This window comes from Maribacter ulvicola (assembly GCF_900155985.1).
Lineage (GTDB): Bacteria > Bacteroidota > Bacteroidia > Flavobacteriales > Flavobacteriaceae > Maribacter > Maribacter ulvicola.
The window spans coordinates 1,396,179-1,413,224 of record NZ_FTMA01000001.1 but is presented as its reverse complement, the minus strand read 5'-3'; the positions used below and the strand labels follow the sequence as shown (position 1 = coordinate 1,413,224).

Annotated in this window: 10 protein-coding genes; 5 read left to right on the top strand and 5 right to left on the bottom strand. The window is 34.9% G+C overall.

Annotated features, from left to right (window positions below):
- Positions 1-19: 19 nt before the first annotated feature.
- The 3 genes from BW936_RS06010 to radC are packed head-to-tail and all read right to left on the bottom strand — an operon-like array spanning position 20 to position 2,696.
- Positions 20-709 carry a YjjG family noncanonical pyrimidine nucleotidase gene (locus BW936_RS06010; RefSeq protein ID WP_076547376.1) on the bottom strand — a complete coding sequence of 230 codons (690 nt, stop codon included), beginning with the start codon at positions 707-709 and terminating at the stop codon, positions 20-22.
- Positions 702-1,997 carry a polysaccharide deacetylase family protein gene (locus tag BW936_RS06005; RefSeq protein WP_076547375.1) on the bottom strand — a complete coding sequence of 432 codons (1,296 nt, stop codon included), beginning with the start codon at positions 1,995-1,997 and terminating at the stop codon, positions 702-704. Before BW936_RS06005 ends, BW936_RS06010 begins: the two co-directional genes overlap by 8 nt.
- The gene (gene radC / locus BW936_RS06000; protein ID WP_076547374.1) at positions 1,998-2,696 is read right to left on the bottom strand and encodes a RadC family protein; all 699 of its coding nucleotides are present in this window, start codon (positions 2,694-2,696) and stop codon (positions 1,998-2,000) included.
- Positions 2,697-2,757: 61 nt separating this feature from the next.
- Here radC and BW936_RS05995 point away from each other — a divergent pair, with 61 nt between their 5' ends.
- On the top strand, positions 2,758-3,201 hold the full coding sequence (locus BW936_RS05995; RefSeq protein ID WP_076547373.1) for a DUF1569 domain-containing protein: 444 nt from the start codon (positions 2,758-2,760) through the stop codon (positions 3,199-3,201).
- Between the two features lie 137 nt (positions 3,202-3,338).
- Here BW936_RS05995 and BW936_RS05990 read toward each other — a convergent pair whose 3' ends face one another.
- Positions 3,339-4,694 carry a UDP-N-acetylmuramate--L-alanine ligase gene (locus BW936_RS05990; RefSeq protein WP_076547372.1) on the bottom strand — a complete coding sequence of 452 codons (1,356 nt, stop codon included), beginning with the start codon at positions 4,692-4,694 and terminating at the stop codon, positions 3,339-3,341.
- Between the two features lie 256 nt (positions 4,695-4,950).
- On the opposite strand from BW936_RS05990, the gene BW936_RS05985 reads away from it, so the two are divergent.
- Both BW936_RS05985 and BW936_RS05980 read left to right on the top strand, forming a co-directional pair.
- Entirely contained in the window at positions 4,951-5,736 is a 786-nt protein-coding gene (locus BW936_RS05985; protein ID WP_076547371.1) for an SDR family oxidoreductase, read from the top strand.
- Between the two features lie 454 nt (positions 5,737-6,190).
- Positions 6,191-8,521, top strand: coding sequence for an alpha/beta hydrolase family protein (locus BW936_RS05980; RefSeq protein ID WP_076547370.1), 2,331 nt, complete (start codon positions 6,191-6,193; stop codon positions 8,519-8,521).
- Positions 8,522-8,743: 222 nt separating this feature from the next.
- Here BW936_RS05980 and BW936_RS05975 read toward each other — a convergent pair whose 3' ends face one another.
- A complete protein-coding gene (locus tag BW936_RS05975; protein ID WP_076547369.1) occupies positions 8,744-9,196 on the bottom strand; it encodes an Lrp/AsnC family transcriptional regulator in 453 nt (150 codons plus the stop codon).
- 166 nt (positions 9,197-9,362) lie between these two features.
- On the opposite strand from BW936_RS05975, the gene BW936_RS05970 reads away from it, so the two are divergent.
- Positions 9,363-10,499 (top strand): histidine decarboxylase, encoded by a 1,137-nt coding sequence (locus tag BW936_RS05970; protein WP_076547368.1) that lies wholly within the window; start codon positions 9,363-9,365, stop codon positions 10,497-10,499.
- Positions 10,500-10,857: 358 nt separating this feature from the next.
- The gene (locus BW936_RS05965) at positions 10,858-16,905 is read left to right on the top strand and encodes an alpha-2-macroglobulin family protein (RefSeq protein WP_076547367.1); all 6,048 of its coding nucleotides are present in this window, start codon (positions 10,858-10,860) and stop codon (positions 16,903-16,905) included.
- The last annotated feature ends 141 nt before the right edge of the window (positions 16,906-17,046 follow it).

Here is a 17,046-nt window from a genome sequence, read left to right as displayed (position 1 = left end):
GTCTATAGTAATAGTAACTCTATAAAAGGGATTTTATTTCTTGTAGATTGTAAATAATAGGAGCTACATCATGACTTTTTTCTTTATGCGCATTAAAGTGTAAGGAGTGGAATCCTAAAGATTTTGCGCCCTTGACATCTGCCTCTAAACTATCACCGATCATTAATGACTTTTCCGGCAACACACCAGCCCTATCCAAAGCCAAATTAAAAATGACCGGATTAGGTTTTTTTGCACCTGCTGTTTCAGAGTCTATTATTTGATCAAAATAGCTATGAATACCAGAATTTCTGAGCTTCTTATCTTGAACTTCCTGAAAACCATTGGTAATAATATGTAGTTTATATTTAGGTTTTAAATACTCCAATACCTCTATAGCATTTGGAAAAAGCGTATTAAAAGAGGATAAATGATTAATATACTCTTCGGATAACATATGAATTAAATCATCTGAAGCAGAATAGCCCATTGTATCAAAAACTGATTTAAGGCGTTGATACCGCAATTCAGCTTTAGTTATTTTATCTTCTCTGAACAATCTCCAAAATTTCAAGTTTGCCGGCACATATACCTCTAAAAAATCTTCTAGTGCTACTTCAACCTTTTGCTCTTTAAATATTTTACTGAATGTTAGAGCTGAGTTTTTATCAAAATCCCAAAGGGTATGATCTAAATCGAAAAAAATATCTGTTACTTTATCTTTAAACATGCTGTTGTTTTATTACCTCTGAATAAACGGTCATCCAATCCCTATCTTCCTTGTTTCCCAAAACTTCATTAGAAAACATGGCTATCAACGTACCATTAACTTTTTTTACTTCGTTCGATATCAATTGCACTTGACGGAATATTTCTTGATCCTTTTTTATTTTAGAAAGTGATATATCATGAATAGCGAACGGATGAACTTTTATAGGTTGCTTTACCTCTAACGGTATGTCATAAAACTGAAATGGAGTACAAGTACCTGCTCTAAAACCAAGCTCAAAGGTATACCCCATAGTGTAGTCGTTCGTAAATTCCGCAGCAATCAAATTCCTATAAGTTTGCGGTACATCTACCCTATTATAGCGCATTTTACAATTGTTTACAGGTCTATTGATAACCACCTCTAAACTCGACTTTTCTTTCTTTAAAAGTTCAAGATCAGAAAATGAGCTATAGCTAGCCGCCAATGACACCGGCATATAGTCCGCCACATGCTTTATGAGTGACTTAAATGTTATACTATTGGTAGATACATTTTTATCGTACTTAGAATAGTCTGCAAATTGAAAAAAGAAATTACATTTTATCTTATACTTTTTATGTAAAGCGATGAGCTCAGTATAGTTATCATAAGGATCTTTCTGTCTATGTAAACCTACGGCAATACGGTCCACCACCCTTTTTAGCTTGAAGGTTCCCAGGTCCATCAACATTCCTACCATACCTCGCACAAAACCGCGGTTGGCATAACAATGAGATGTGGCTACATCAATGACAGAAATAAAGTCGTAGCCCTTGTTTTTATATTCTAAATCTTCAAAACGTTCTTTTAGTGCATCCAATAACTTGAATGCCCAAATATCAACTACGGGCTTTTGAAGAAATCCGTTTTGAAAAGCAATACTGTCTTTAGGTGAGAACCTACCGTGTATATCCTTTACATGTGGCAAATATTCCTCATACCTAGAGAGCATAAAAAAACTGGCAGCAAAAACATCAAAAGGCAATGTGCTCCTTTCTCCTGCTTGAAAAAAGCAAGGTGTACCTTCCCAATCTCCTATACTTAACTGAATATCATTAATACCCTGTTCAAACAACAGCTCATTGCTTCGAATAAAAAATTCGTTCTGCAGTGGTTGCTTTGTATAGGTGATTTTTGGTCCCTTATGTTTTATAAACTCCTCTACCTTGGTAGTAAAATCTAGCTCAATACCCAATATATTCACGAAGATATGCCTCATGATATAGGTTACTCTAGGTGTAATTTTATGTGTATAGATCAATAACATTTAAAGAATTTTTTCGTCTGCAAAGCTATAGTAACTTTTTTGGGTAATAATCAAATGATCCAACACTTTGATATCTAAAGTTTCACTGGCAATTTTCAACTTTTGGGTAATCTGCTTATCCGCTGCACTAGGTCTTAATGTGCCAGAAGGGTGGTTATGCGCCAAAATGATAGCTATAGCTCCTAGTTCTAATGCCTGTTTCAAAACTATACGTACATCTACCAAAGTACCCGTTATACCTCCTTTACTTAGCTGTGCCTTATGCAGTACTTTGTTGGAGTTGTTAAGAAAAAGTATCCAGAATTCTTCATGATCCAAATCGCCCAAAAGCGGTTGCAGAATCTCGTATACGTCTTTACTACTGCCTATTTTCTCAATTTTGGCGGCATCTTCCCCTCTACGTCTTCTACCTACTTCCAATGCTGCCGCAATACTTACTGCTTTTGCTTCTCCAATTCCCTTAAAGGTCATTAATTGTTTAATGGAAAGTCGACCTAATTCGTTCAAGTTGTTATCTACAGATGCCAAAATACGCTTAGATAATTCTACTGCACTTTCAGACCTGCTACCCGAACCAATTAATATGGCAATCAATTCAGCATCAGACAGTACAGAACGACCCTTCTGTACTAGCTTTTCTCTGGGCTTATCATCATCTGACCAATTTTTAATGGAAAACGAAGTGGGTTTATCGTGCATTGGCTAAAGATACAGAACAAATTATTTTATGGTAAATTTATACATCATTTAAAAACCGATCATGAAATCATTGTTAACAGAAGACGGATACCAAGATATTACCTCAAGAATTGAAAAGTTATCTGAGAATTCTCAAAAAGGTTGGGGTAAAATGACCGTTGGTCAAATGGCATGGCATTGCCAACACCCGCTAAACATAGCAATTAAGAATACACCCAATTCTTCTAAAGGCAATTGGTTTATTAAAACCTTTTTCAAAAAATCACTTTATAATGAAAAGCCATGGCGCAAAAATTTACCGACCTCTTCACTAATGAAAACCTTGGATGATAAGGATTTCAATAGTGAAATAGAAAAATTAAAATCTTTGGTCGATGATTTTTATGCTGTTCGTTCAAGAGACAAATGGTATCCTCATCCTTCTTTTGGTGTCTTTACACCTGAACAATGGGGACAACTGGAATACAAACACCTAGACCACCATTTAAAACAATTTGGAGTTTAGTTGTTGGTTGTTGGTTGTTGGTTGTTGAAAAAATAAAAGTCCAAGTTCAAGCTCAAATTCAAAAAGACTTTGTACTTAATACTCTTTACTCTATTCTCTATTTTCTCTATTCCAACTTTGTACTTTGTACCTCTACCTTAACTCATCAACTGCTGAAATTTTTTCAAATCGAATCCGCCATAATTACCTGAACTCATAAGTAATAATGTGGTGTTGTCATATGGTCTACTTTCCAAATACTCATGAAAAGAGACGGCATCGGTAAAGATGTTTAAATCATCTCTTTGAAAAGCTTCTGAAATTTGTTCTGGAGTAACAGCTTCTAACTTCTTAATTGCCACAGATTCTGGCGTAAAGAAAATAACCGCTTCATCGGCAGCATCCAAAGCTCCTTTATATTCCTTTAAAAACTCCGGATTAAAGCTACTGTACGTATGTAGTTCTAAACAGGCTATCAATTTCCTATTTGGGTACTGCTCTTTTACCGCCTTTGTAGTTGCTGCCACTTTACTAGGCGAATGTGCAAAATCTTTATAGGCAATACTAGAGTTTCCTTCCGCTATTTTCTCTAAACGTTTAGATGCTCCTTTAAATGTAGCAATGGCTTCATAGAAATCATCTTCATCTACACCCATATTTTGGCAAATCCATTTTGCACCAGCTAAATTACTCAGGTTGTGTTTACCAAAAACTTCTATAGGCATAGGTCCTTCATTGGTTTCCAATAAAGTTTCGCCGTTTTCAACTGTATATTCCGGAGTAGTATATGGTAATTTTCTAATGGCGTTTTCAGAAGCTTCAACAACTTTTTTTCCTACGGCATCTTCCATATTATAGGTGACAGAACCGCCATTTACTATACTATCTACAAATACTTGAAACTGCTCTACATAATTCTCAAAAGTTGGAAATACATTGATATGATCCCAAGCGATCCCACTTAGCAATGCAATATTAGGTCGGTATAAATGAAATTTGGGCCTACGATCTATTGGTGATGACAAATACTCATCGCCCTCTAAAACTATAAAATCGTTATCATCTGTCAGGTGCACCATTCTATCAAAACCATCTAACTGTGCACCTACCATATAATCTACCTCAATATCATGAAAATTAAGCACATGAAGTATCATAGATGTAATGGTCGTTTTACCATGACTGCCACCAATAACTACTCTAGTTTTATTTTTTGATTGCTCATATAAAAATTCAGGATAAGAATAAATAGTGATTCCCAGTTCTTGTGCTTTTAGCAATTCTGGGTTATCCGCTTTGGCATGCATACCCAGTATAATAGCATCAAGATCACTTGTAACTTTTTCAGGAAACCATCCAAATTCGTTTGGCAATAATCCCTTTGCGTCTAATCTAGATTTAGAAGGTTCAAAAATAACATCGTCACTACCAGTAATAACATATCCTTTGTGTTCCAATGCCAGTGCTAAATTGTGCATGGCACTACCTCCTATCGCAATAAAGTGTATTTGCATTCCTAAAATTTAGGTGCCAAAGATACGTATTGTACATGTAATATTATTGGCACAGGAAGTGTTTCACCAATAAGAAATGTTTTCGACAGGGTTGTTGTTCCTCATGCTTTTTTAGAAATAAGTTCTGCTATTACTGCCAAAGATATCTTTGTACAAAAAGACAATACTATACAGAGCATTGATTTTTATTCAACTATGCGTATAATTGTATATTGATATCTTACAGCTAGTTAAATTTAAAAATGTACGGCTTACAATGAATATTTCACTACAACATAAAAAAGCACTAGTTGGTGGTAGCAGCAGCGGTATTGGCAAAGCAATTGCCCAGCAATTAGCTGCTAGCGGCGCTAGTGTCACATTAATGTCCCATAGCGAAGAAAAGTTACAGCAAATAGTCAATAGCTTACCCACGGACCAAAATCAACACCACCAATATCTAGCGGTAGATTTTAATAATTTTAAAGATTATCAAAAAATCATTACCAAATACTTTAAAAACAACAGTGTAGATATTCTTGTCAATAATACTCAAGGTCCGCCCGCAGGTAGTACAATAGAAAAACAAGTAAACGATTATCAAGAAGCTTTTGACCTCTTATTTAAGACTGTAGTTTTCACTACTGAATTAGCTTTGAAGTCAATGACAGAAAATAATTGGGGACGTATTATCAATGTAGCTTCGGTTTCTGTAAAAGAGCCAATTTCATACTTAGCTTTGTCTAACTCGATCAGAGCGGCAGTGGTTACCTGGGCAAAATCTTTGGCTGTAGAGGTGGGCAAACACAACATAACCGTCAATAGCGTACTTACTGGATACTTTGATACGGACCGTATTACGCAACTCAATTTAAAAAAAACGAAACAGTTAGGTGTTGAACCAAGCCAGATCAGAAAAGATATGGAATTGAGCGTTGCGGTTAAACGTATTGGCAAACCAGAAGAATACGGTTTTTTAGTAGCTTTTTTAGCATCTGATAATGCTGCTTATATAACAGGAACAAACATTCCTATTGATGGCGGATTATTAAAATCACTGTAGTTTTTTTACTGTTAGCTCATTACCACTATCCTATTTGCCATTGAATACGCTTGGCATTCATTTATAAATAGAGGAATTTTCAGATTTCATCTTATAATTTGCCCATAACATATAACCCAATATGGTTTAATGATGCAACTTATAAAAGGTATCTAAATTCTATTTACTTTAAATCAGTTGGAGCAAAATTTAAACGAAGCTTTATTTTAAAACTAGATTTCAATAACCCAGATAGACTTCGTCTCGTCATTATACAAATCTAAAAGCAGTTCTTCACCTTTATCTTCATTAATTTATCCAACAATTAGTAATACAAATAACTTTAAAACATTTTGAAACAGAACCTTATATACTATTAGAAATTTAATTCTGTGTATCTTGATATGCCTTTAATACATTTAAAAACCAGCTTACTTAGGGTGTAAATAGCTACCATTAAGAAATTAAATTCAATATGAAGAAAATATATAACCAAACACTAAAATGGATACATACGCTATTAAGAACCATAACTCCTGGAAAGAATGCCACAAGGGGCGCTTCATTCGGTTTATTAACCGTATCTATCATTTTATGGGTCATATATTCAATACATATTTACTTGAAACTTAATGACCCCTGGATACTCTTATTAAGTTTGCTTTTGGTATTCCTCTCTATATTTTTTGCCTTAGCCCTAAGATGGGGGCTAAGGGTTTTAAACAAGGTGCCTCCATATTATCAATTGGCAGTATGTATTGCATCGCCATTGTTAATTATTATGGGTTTTACTTGGATTACTCCCGCCATAATTTTCGTTTTGTCCTCACTATGCGGAGCTGCTATTTTCGTATTATTAAGAAGCAAATTCCAAAATTTATCCAACATAAAAAAGCTAATTACAGCTTTTGGAATATTATTTAGTTTTGGAGGATTAATTGGTCTTGGGATACTATACTTTTATGATGGTTTTGACAAAAACCAATTAACTAATCAAGCAAAATCACCCAAAAGTAATATCTCGCCAATTAATGCAATTTCACCATCAACAAAAGGCGCATATTCAGTACAGAAAATTACATACGGCAGTGGTAAAGACCTAAACCGATTAGAATTTGGTTCTGAGGTTGATATGATTACTGAATCTGTCAATGGCATAGCCTTTACGGATAAATGGACAGGCTTTGGAGGTTGGTGGCGTAAAAGACACTTCGGATTCGATTCTAAATCTTTACCTATTAATGCCCGGGTCTGGTATCCAGAAGGGAAAGGTCCTTTTCCATTGGCTCTTATTGTACATGGCAATCATGATATGCAAGATTATTCAGATTCCGGATATGGTTACCTTGGTGAGCTACTTGCTTCCAAAGGCATAATTCTAGCATCTGTAGATCAGAACTTCTTAAATGAATCATGGTCAAATAGTACTGGAGGTTTAAATAAAGAGAATGATGCTCGCGCTTGGTTATTACTTGAACATTTAAAAGTGTGGCATAAATGGAATAAAACAAACGACCACCTATTCTACCAAAAAATTGACACTTCCAACATTGCACTTATGGGTCACTCTAGAGGAGGTGAGGCTGTTGCACACGCTGCCATGTTCAACCAGCTACCTTTTTATCCTGATGATGCTACCATACCATTTAATTACAATTACAACATTAAATCAATTGTTGCCATTGCACCTGTTGACGGGCAATATGAGCCAGCAGGAAGCAGAACAGAATTAAAAGATATAGATTACTTTACACTTCATGGATCACAAGATGCAGATGTTAGCTCTTATATGGGCTCTCAACAATATGAAAGAATAACTTTTAAAGACAGTCTTTACCATTTTAAATCAGGACTTTATATTTATGGTGCCAATCATGGTCAATTTAATGAAAGTTGGGGCAAAAATGATACTGACAATCCTTTTATAGGACTTTTTAATCTACAACCATTACTATCAGCAAAAAATCAGCAAAAAATTGCCAAAGTTTATATAAGCGCCTTCTTGGACATCACATTAAAAAACAAAAAAGAATATCTACCCCTTTTTGTAGATGCAAGAAAAGGTAAAGCATGGTTACCAGAAACTATTTATTTAAACCAATTTGAAGATTCTAACTTACAAACACTTACCAATTTTGATGAAGATTTTGATGTTTCTACCACAACGTTAAGTAATGGCAGCATATATACCAAAAACTTATCCATATGGCGAGAGCAAGAAATAAAACTCAATTGGCAAAAAAAGGGAAGTAGGGCACTTTTTCTTGGTTGGGATTACAATGATAAAAACCAAACTAGCCCATTCGAATCAGTGCCAGATTCATTGATTGCCAGCTACAATATAGATTTTTCGTCCATTCCAATTGACTCTTCTTCTGTTTTAGTCTTCTCAATGGCTGAATCAAAAAAGTCTTCCCCGCAAAAATCAAAAGAAAAAATGACTAGAAAGGGGAACATACTAGATGGTAATAGAACAACAAATGATAAAAACAAAACCAGTGGTAATGAATCTATAGATTTCACTATTCAATTAAGCGATGCTGATGATCACAAAATTTCTTTTCCTATTAGTGAATTTTCGCCCCTTCAAAATGAAATAAGGGTAATGCTTATGAAAACAGATCTTTTACGGAATAATTATCAATCGGAAAAGGTGTTTCAAACTTTTTATTTCCCGATCAAAGAGTTTCAAAGTTATAATTCAAAATTGGATCTTTCCAAAATAGAGCGTGTGAAATTTATTTTTGACAAGAATGAAACAGGGGGCGTTATTATTGACAATATTGGTTTCATGAAAGTTTTATAAAAGGTCATTCTCTTAATAAATAGCGTACTATATTGAATTATGATTATTAGAAATTAACAACCTAGTTACAGACCCGTAAAGCATTAAATTTAGCATTTTATTTAGATTTCAACGTAAGCATCTGATCACTTAATTCTCAATTATCAAGCAAGAAGCAACCATTAGACATTATATAATCCTAAAAAGGGTTTGTCTCTTAACATGTAAAACTTACATCTACACTTAGATATTATAAGCTGTACTATCTTTAACAGAATCTAACACAAAAGAACTGTGTATTGTAGAAATGCCACCAATAATGGAAAGTTTTTCATTAAGAAATTTATGAAAACCCGCAATATCATCAACTGCAATTTTCAATAGGTAATCAAAGTTTCCTGATACCTGATGGCATTCCATAATATCAGGCAATAACAAAATTTCTTTCTTAAAGCTGTCTGCAATTTTTTTTTGTTGTTCAGATAGTGTCACCTGGCAATACGCAATTAATTCTTTCCCAATCCTATTTCTATCTACCAAAGCTACATATGACCTAATAATCTCTTGCTGTTCAAGCTTTCTAATTCTTTCATAGGTAGGCGTAACACTTAAGCCTACTTTAGCTGCAATTTCTTTGGTATTTTGCTTCGCATTTTTCTGAAGTTGCATTAAAATCTTTCCGTCTATGGTATCCATACTAGATTATTTTTCTTTTAACGAAATCAAAACTACAACAAACAGTAATTTAAAACTGTTAAATTAAATATGTCAGTAAAATATTCTATACTATAAATAATACAAGTAACTAATTATTAACAATTGTAATTTTACAGTATTAAAATACGTATAAAATTTTCAATATATGACTAATGAACAACAAATAGATGACCTGTTAACCAAGTTAATTCAAGAAAAAGATAGAGTTATTGGTTATCCGGTAGCAAAGGATTTTGATTATTCTAGGTTATACGAATTTTTAAAACATCCGATCAATAACGTGGGCGATCCTTATGAGGATAATACGTATAAGGTTCAGACACATGAAATGGAGAGGGAAGTAGTTGATTTTTTTGCAAAGTTATTTAGGGCAGACCCAACGGATTTTTGGGGGTATGTTACCAACGGAGGATCTGAAAGTAATCTTTATGGTCTTTATTTGGCAAGAGAGTCGCACCCAAAGGCAATGGTGTACTTTTCAGAATCTACACATTATAGCGTAAAAAAAAATATACATTTATTAAACCTGCCCAGTATTACCATAAGAGCTCAAGAAAATGGAGAACTAGATTATGAAGATCTTGAAAACACCCTGCAATTGAACCGAGATAAACCAGCAATTATCTTAACCACCTTTGGCACTACAATGACCGAAGCTAAAGATGATGTTTCTGAGGTAAAAAGAATATTGAAGAAATTAGCCATTCAGAATCATTATATACATTGTGACGCTGCTTTGGCCGGGTCTTACGGCCCCTTTATAGAACCACGTATACCTTTCGATTTTGAAGACGGGGCAGATAGCATCTCTATTAGTGGCCATAAGTTTATTGGTTCTCCTTTTCCTTCAGGTGTTATAATAGCAAAACGTTCTTTACGGGACAGAATAGCTAGAGGCATATCTTATATTGGCTCTTTAGATACGACCATTACCGGATCTAGAAACGGTCATAGTCCGTTGTTCTTGTGGTATGCCATTAAAAAAATGGGCGTCAAAGGTTTAGAGGAAAGATACCGTCATAGTCTAGAAACCGCAGAGTATTGTACAAAGGAACTACAAAAAATAGGCATTAAGGCATGGACCAATAAAGGTGCCATTACTGTAGTACTTCCAAAAGTTGCCAACCGTATTAAAGAAAAATGGCAATTAGCAACAGATGATATTACACACGTAATCTGTATGCCCAATGTTACCAAAACTCAAATTGATGAGTTTATAAAAGATATAGTAAAAGAAGATAGTCTTAAGGTTAACGACAAGGAATACGCAGCATTAGTCTAATTAGCACCGTATTCATAAAATTTAAAAACCCCGTTTAACACTTCAACAAATGGGGTTTAACTTAGGCTTTAAACCTACACAGGGAAATTATAAAACATAATTATTCTGAGCAGCCAAAGATTTGCTATAATTAAAAATGGCCTAGGAAATGATTATTCATTTACCTGTAACGTTTGAAATTTCTATTAAAAAGTACACAAATTAGGAACGACATAAAGAAATAGTTCGTTTCTCTATAAATTTTGAAGCTTATATATTAGTATAAATTATATGATTACGCTTTGAAAAGTACGTTTCACTCATTTTTGATTGCATATAAACTTATCTTGGCACAGTTTTGTATTGTAATTTTACTATGATGAAAAAACTATATCTATTTCTTATTTTGTTTATATCCGCACAATTTGGTAATGCCCAAGAGCACACTTCTTATGATTTACTTTGGGATAAGGTTCTTGATTTGGAGAAGGAAAATTTGAGTACAACGGCATTAAAGCAGACAGAAGACATCTTTGCAAAGGCTAAAAAAGAAGATAATAAAGTTCAGATTATCAAAGCACTTCTATACAAGTCTAAATTCATCATAAGCCTTAAGGAAGATTCTAAATTAAAAATCGTTAATGATTTCAAATCTGAAATAGCAACTGCTGATGGTGCCACAAAAAACATTCTCCATAGTTATTTAGCAAAACTATATTGGCAGTATTTTCAACAAAATAGATATCGTTTTTATAATAGAACTACGATAGATACTAAAGTAGATTCGGTAGATTTTAGAACTTGGGATGTGGACACCCTTTTCAAGGAAATCGACATCAACTTTAGCGCCTCGTTAGAAAACCCTAGCGCAACACAAAAATTACCCATTTCTCAATTTAATGACATTTTAGAAGTAGAAGAGAAAACTAGAATCTATAGACCTACTTTATTCGACCTTTTGGCACATACCGCTTTAGAATTTTATACTACAAGCGAAAATAGCATCAATAAACCTGCAGATGCTTTTGAGATTGACGATGAAGCTATTTTATGCGAAGCATATACGGCTAGTTTTTTAAATTTTGATGATACTCAAAATCTGTCATTAGAATCTAGAGCACTTGAAATATACCAAAAACTGGTAGCATTTCATTTTGGCAATCCAGATATGAGTCCGTTAGTACTAGTAGACATAGAACGATTACGTTTTATTCACCAAAACGCCACTTTCAACAATAAGGACGAATTGTATTTAGAAGTACTTAAAAATTCTGCCCAGAATATAAAGCACAGTCCGCTTTCTGGTCTATACACGTATGAGGTAGCGCTTCAACACCAACAATTAGGACTCACTTATACACCTATAGGCAATGCAGTACACCAGTGGAAACTTAAAGAAGCGATCTCTTTATGTGATAATGTTATTGCACGATTTCCAAAAAGCTTAGGTGCACAAAAATGCGAGGTTCTAAAATCAGAAATCCAAGATTTTAATGTACAATTAACTGCTGAGAAGTACATTCCCAATAATACTATTGGTAGACTTTTGGTCAATTACAAGAATGTTAAAAGTTTACATTTAAATGCCTACAAAATCACCCAAAATCAACTTTCAAAGCTAGAAGATATTCACTCAGATTCTAAAAGAAAATCTTTTATTAAAAATCTTCCTAGTGCTAAAACCTGGTCTGCAGATTTAAAGACCGAAAAAGATTTTCAATTCCACAGCACGGAAATTATAGTATCGGCACTAGAAAACGGAAGTTATATTTTAACTGCTGAATCCAAAGATGAAAAAATAGATGTATTTAGTTATACTACCATACAGGCCACAGATGTGGCAATAATAGAATCGCAAACCAACACGCATCAACAATACCAAATCATAGACCGTAATAACGGCAAACCAATTATTGGCGCAGAGATTGTTTTTACGTATCAAAAAAACTATAAAGAAGCACTTAAACGAGCCTCTTACAGTACGGACAAAACAGGGTTTATTACCATTGAAAAAAGTAAAGCAAACTGGAACAATTTAAACATTACGGTTAAAACTAATAATGACAGAGCCTATTTTGGTGAATATTACGTTAACCGAAGTTATACCCAAGATAAAGAACAAATTAACTACTCCTGTTTTCTATTTACGGACCGAAGTATTTACAGACCAGGGCAGCCCGTATATTTTAAAGGAATTGCCATTAGCCAAGACAAAGGCGTATCTAAAGTATTGGAAAAGACGAATATTAATGTAACTCTTAGGGATGTAAACGGACAAGCAGTTGAAACACTATCGTTAACCTCTAATGAATATGGTTCCGTTTCAGGAGAATTTATACTACCAAATTCCGGTTTAACTGGGCAATTTTCCATTCGTGCCAATTCAGACAACTTAAACTTAAATGGGTATGCAGCTATTTCAGTTGAAGAATACAAAAGACCAAAATTTGAAACCAGTTTTGAACCTGTTACAGATACCTATAAAGTAAACGATAGTATCACCGTAACCGGTAAAGCAACAGCATATGCAGGTAGTAACATATCTGACGCTAAAGTAGTGTACCGAGTTAAAAGAATAGTAAATCTACCAAGATGGTTTTATTGGTCTAGACCATATTTTAACGGTTCTTCTCAAGAAATCATTCAGGGCGAAACCGTAACCAACGCTTTGGGTAATTATGAAGTCACTTTTAAAGCAATACCCGACAATACTATTAACAAAGAGAACTTACCAACTTTTATTTACGAAGTTACGGCAGATGTAACCGATATCAATGGAGAAACACGTAGTAGCACAACAACGGTCAATGTTGGCTATCATGCATTAAATGTCAAATTATTACTACCCGAGTCTGTAGACAAAACCAAGAAAAACAAAAGCTTTGACATTACCAGCAAAAATTTAAACGGACAGCCGGTTAATGCCAGCGGAAAAGTAAAATTATATAAGCTAGAGGCACCTGATCATGTGCTTAGACCAAGACCATGGGCCGCACCGGACTATTCCGGTTTTTCTAAAGAAGAATTTAAAAAGTTATATCCGCATGATGCTTTTATAAATGAAGACAACCCTGCTAATTGGCAGAAAGGAAAAATGGTTTGGCAATCTACATTTGATACTGAGAAATCTAAGCAGATTAGTTTTGGGAAAATCAAAAATTGGGCATCGGGAAAATATAGAATGGAACTCTTCTCAAAAGACAAATTTGGGCAAGAAGTAAAAGACATTGCCGTTTTTTCAATTACGGGCAATGAGCAAACCCTAGCCGATAACCAATTGTTTTACGTAAAAACGGATCAGGATCAATACTCGGTTGGTGACAAGGCACAAATCACCTTTCTTTCAGGTGCAGAAAATATTGTTATTACGGTAATTATAGAAAAAAAACAGAAGGTTTTTGAAGAAAAGGTTATTAGGTTAAACAACAATTCTAAAACAATAGCAGTACCTGTTACCAAAGATGATTTAGGTGGCTTTGCTATTACATACAGTTATGCATTCGCCAATCATTTTTATGAAAGTACTTTGAACGTACTTGTGCCTTACCCGTCTAATGATTTACAAATAGAAACCACCACTTTTAGAGACAAAATAGCACCTGGTGTTGATGAAACCTGGTCTTTCAAAGTAAAAGGCCCTACAGGTGAAAAGGTCAGCGCAGAACTATTGGCAAGTATGTATGATGCTTCTTTGGATCAATTTAGACCACATAGATGGTCCTTTAAACCAATAAACCAGCCTCATTATTATACTCGAAGAAGAACTAGCGGGTACCATAGTTTTTCTACTGCAAGCTTTCAGACATTTTCTCACCATACCAACTTTACCTATCCAAGTCTTAGTTTTGATTCTTTTGATTCCTTCGGACTAAATTTTAACTTAGGTAATTTTTACCAAAGCCGTTCTATTGGTTATAATTCTGGTCCCTTGAGAAAATCTATGATGGCAGACAATGCGCCCTTAGAGGAAGCGGTAATGCTTGAGGATTCTAATTCAGATACAGAAAGTAAATTAGCTGGCAGGACCGATGGTGTTGAAATCGCTGAAGCGTCAACTAAACCTGAAACAGACAAAGAGAATTTTGATGCTGTCACCATTCGTAAAAACTTACAGGGAACCGCTTTTTTCTTCCCTACATTACAGACCGATAAAGAAGGGAACGTTTCTTTCAATTTCACAACTCCCGAAGCATTAACACGGTGGAATTTACAACTCTTGGCACATACCAGAGAATTAGAAAGCACGATAAACAAACTCACCACAGTAACTCAAAAAGAGTTGATGGTGACACCAAATGCACCTAGATTTTTACGTGAAGGGGATGAAATAACAATTAGCAGTAAAATCTCTAATTTAACGGAAAAACTACTTTCTGGTCAGGCAAAATTAGAATTGACAGATGCCGTAACCGGTTCAGACATATCCGATCAATTAATGGACTCATCCAACTCTCAGAACACCACATCCTTTAAGGTAGATGCCATGGGAAATACCCAAGTATCATGGAGATTGAATATCCCGAAAGGATTGCAATCAGTTCAATATAAAATCATTGCTAAAGCAGGAGATTTCTCTGACGGTGAACAGAATATGTTACCCGTTTTATCTAACAGAACCTTGGTAACGGAAACATTACCTATGTGGATCCGCAGTAACCAAACCAAGACCTTCACTCTTGATAAATTGAAGAACACGTTTTCGTCAACCTTAAATCATCATAAGTTGACTTTAGAGATGACTTCAAACCCTGCTTGGTATGCAGTGCAAGCTTTGCCCTACTTAATGGAATACCCGTATGATTGTAATGAGCAGATTTTCTCTAGATATTATGCAAATACATTAGCTAGCCACATCACAAATAGCAATCCAAGAATTCGTGAAGTATTCGATCAATGGGCAAACTCAGATGCCTTACTGAGCAATCTAGAAAAGAACGAGGAATTAAGATCGCTTTTAATTCAAGAAACACCTTGGTTGAGAGATGCACAATCTGAAACCGAACAAAAGAAAAGAATAGGATTATTGTTTAATTTGAACAAGATGAAAAACGAGCAGCAATCAACTTTAAATAAGCTAGCTCAAAATCAGCATTCAAATGGTGCTTGGTCTTGGTTCAACGGCGGACCGGATAACAGATACATCACCCAACACATTATTTCTGGCATGGGGCATTTAAATCATTTGGTTACAGCAAGCCAGCAAACTGATATGATTGAAAAAGCCATTTCATATTTAGATGCTGAGTTTGTGAAAGAGTATGAGTATATGAAGAAACATACTTCTAATATTAATAATGACCACTTGAGCGCGAATCAAGTACATTACTTGTACATGCGTAGTTTTTTTAAGGATATTAAAACCTCTAAGAAAGTGGATGAGATAACAACGTATTATCTAAACCAAGCTCAAAAATATTGGACAAAAAGAAGGTTGTATGCACAGGGGATGTTAGCATTGGTGCTACACCGAAAAGATGATGTAAAAACGTCTACTAAAATTCTACGTGCATTGGAAGAAAATAGCATTACCAGTGATGAATTGGGTATGTACTGGAAAAGCAATACCAGCTCATGGTTTTGGTACCAAGCGCCAATAGAAACCCAATCATTGTTAATTGAAGCATTTTCTGAAATTCGCCCTGCGGATATTGAAACTATAGATAATCTTAAAATATGGCTACTTAAAAACAAACAGACCAATCAATGGAGCACCACCAAAGCAACTACCGAAGCGGTATACGCCTTATTATTACAAGGTAGTGAGTGGTTATCAGTCACCGATGCGGTTGATGTTCTAATAGGTGGAAAAGAGATAGACCCATCCACTTTAGAAGATGTACAGGTAGAAGCGGGAACCGGCTACTTTAAAACCTCTTGGAACACTACCGAGATTGAACCTAAAATGGGTGAAGTACAAATCAGTAAAAAAGGCAACGGAATTGCTTGGGGTGCTTTGTACTGGCAGTATTTTCAGGACTTAGATAAAATTACAAGTGCTAAAACCCCGTTAAAATTAAAGAAAAAAATCTTTTTGAAAAAGAATACTGATTCTGGCGAGGTGATTTCTGAAGTAACCGACAATACTACATTAAAAGTAGGTGACCTTGTCAAAATAAGAATAGAATTACGAGCAGACCGAGATATGGAATTCATACACATGAAAGATATGCGTGCTGCCGGTTTTGAACCCGTAAACGTAATTTCTAGATACCAATGGCAAGACGGCTTAGGCTATTATGAAAGCACCAAAGATGCAAGTACCAATTTCTTCTTTGACTATTTACCAAAAGGAGTTTATGTATTTGAATATGATGTCCGTGTAAATAATGCCGGTGACTTCAGCAATGGTATTACCACCATACAAAGTATGTATGCACCAGAGTTTAGCAGTCATAGTGAAGGAGTTCGTGTAACAGTGGAAAATTAACGTCATTACAAACAAAGTGAAGTAATCTGTTTATGGGCTGACTAAAACTCACTCGTAACCAATAATAAACAGATTGCTTCGCCGGGAAATTACTCCTCGCAAAGACTTATTAAAACAAAAAAGGGCGCTACAATGTAGCGC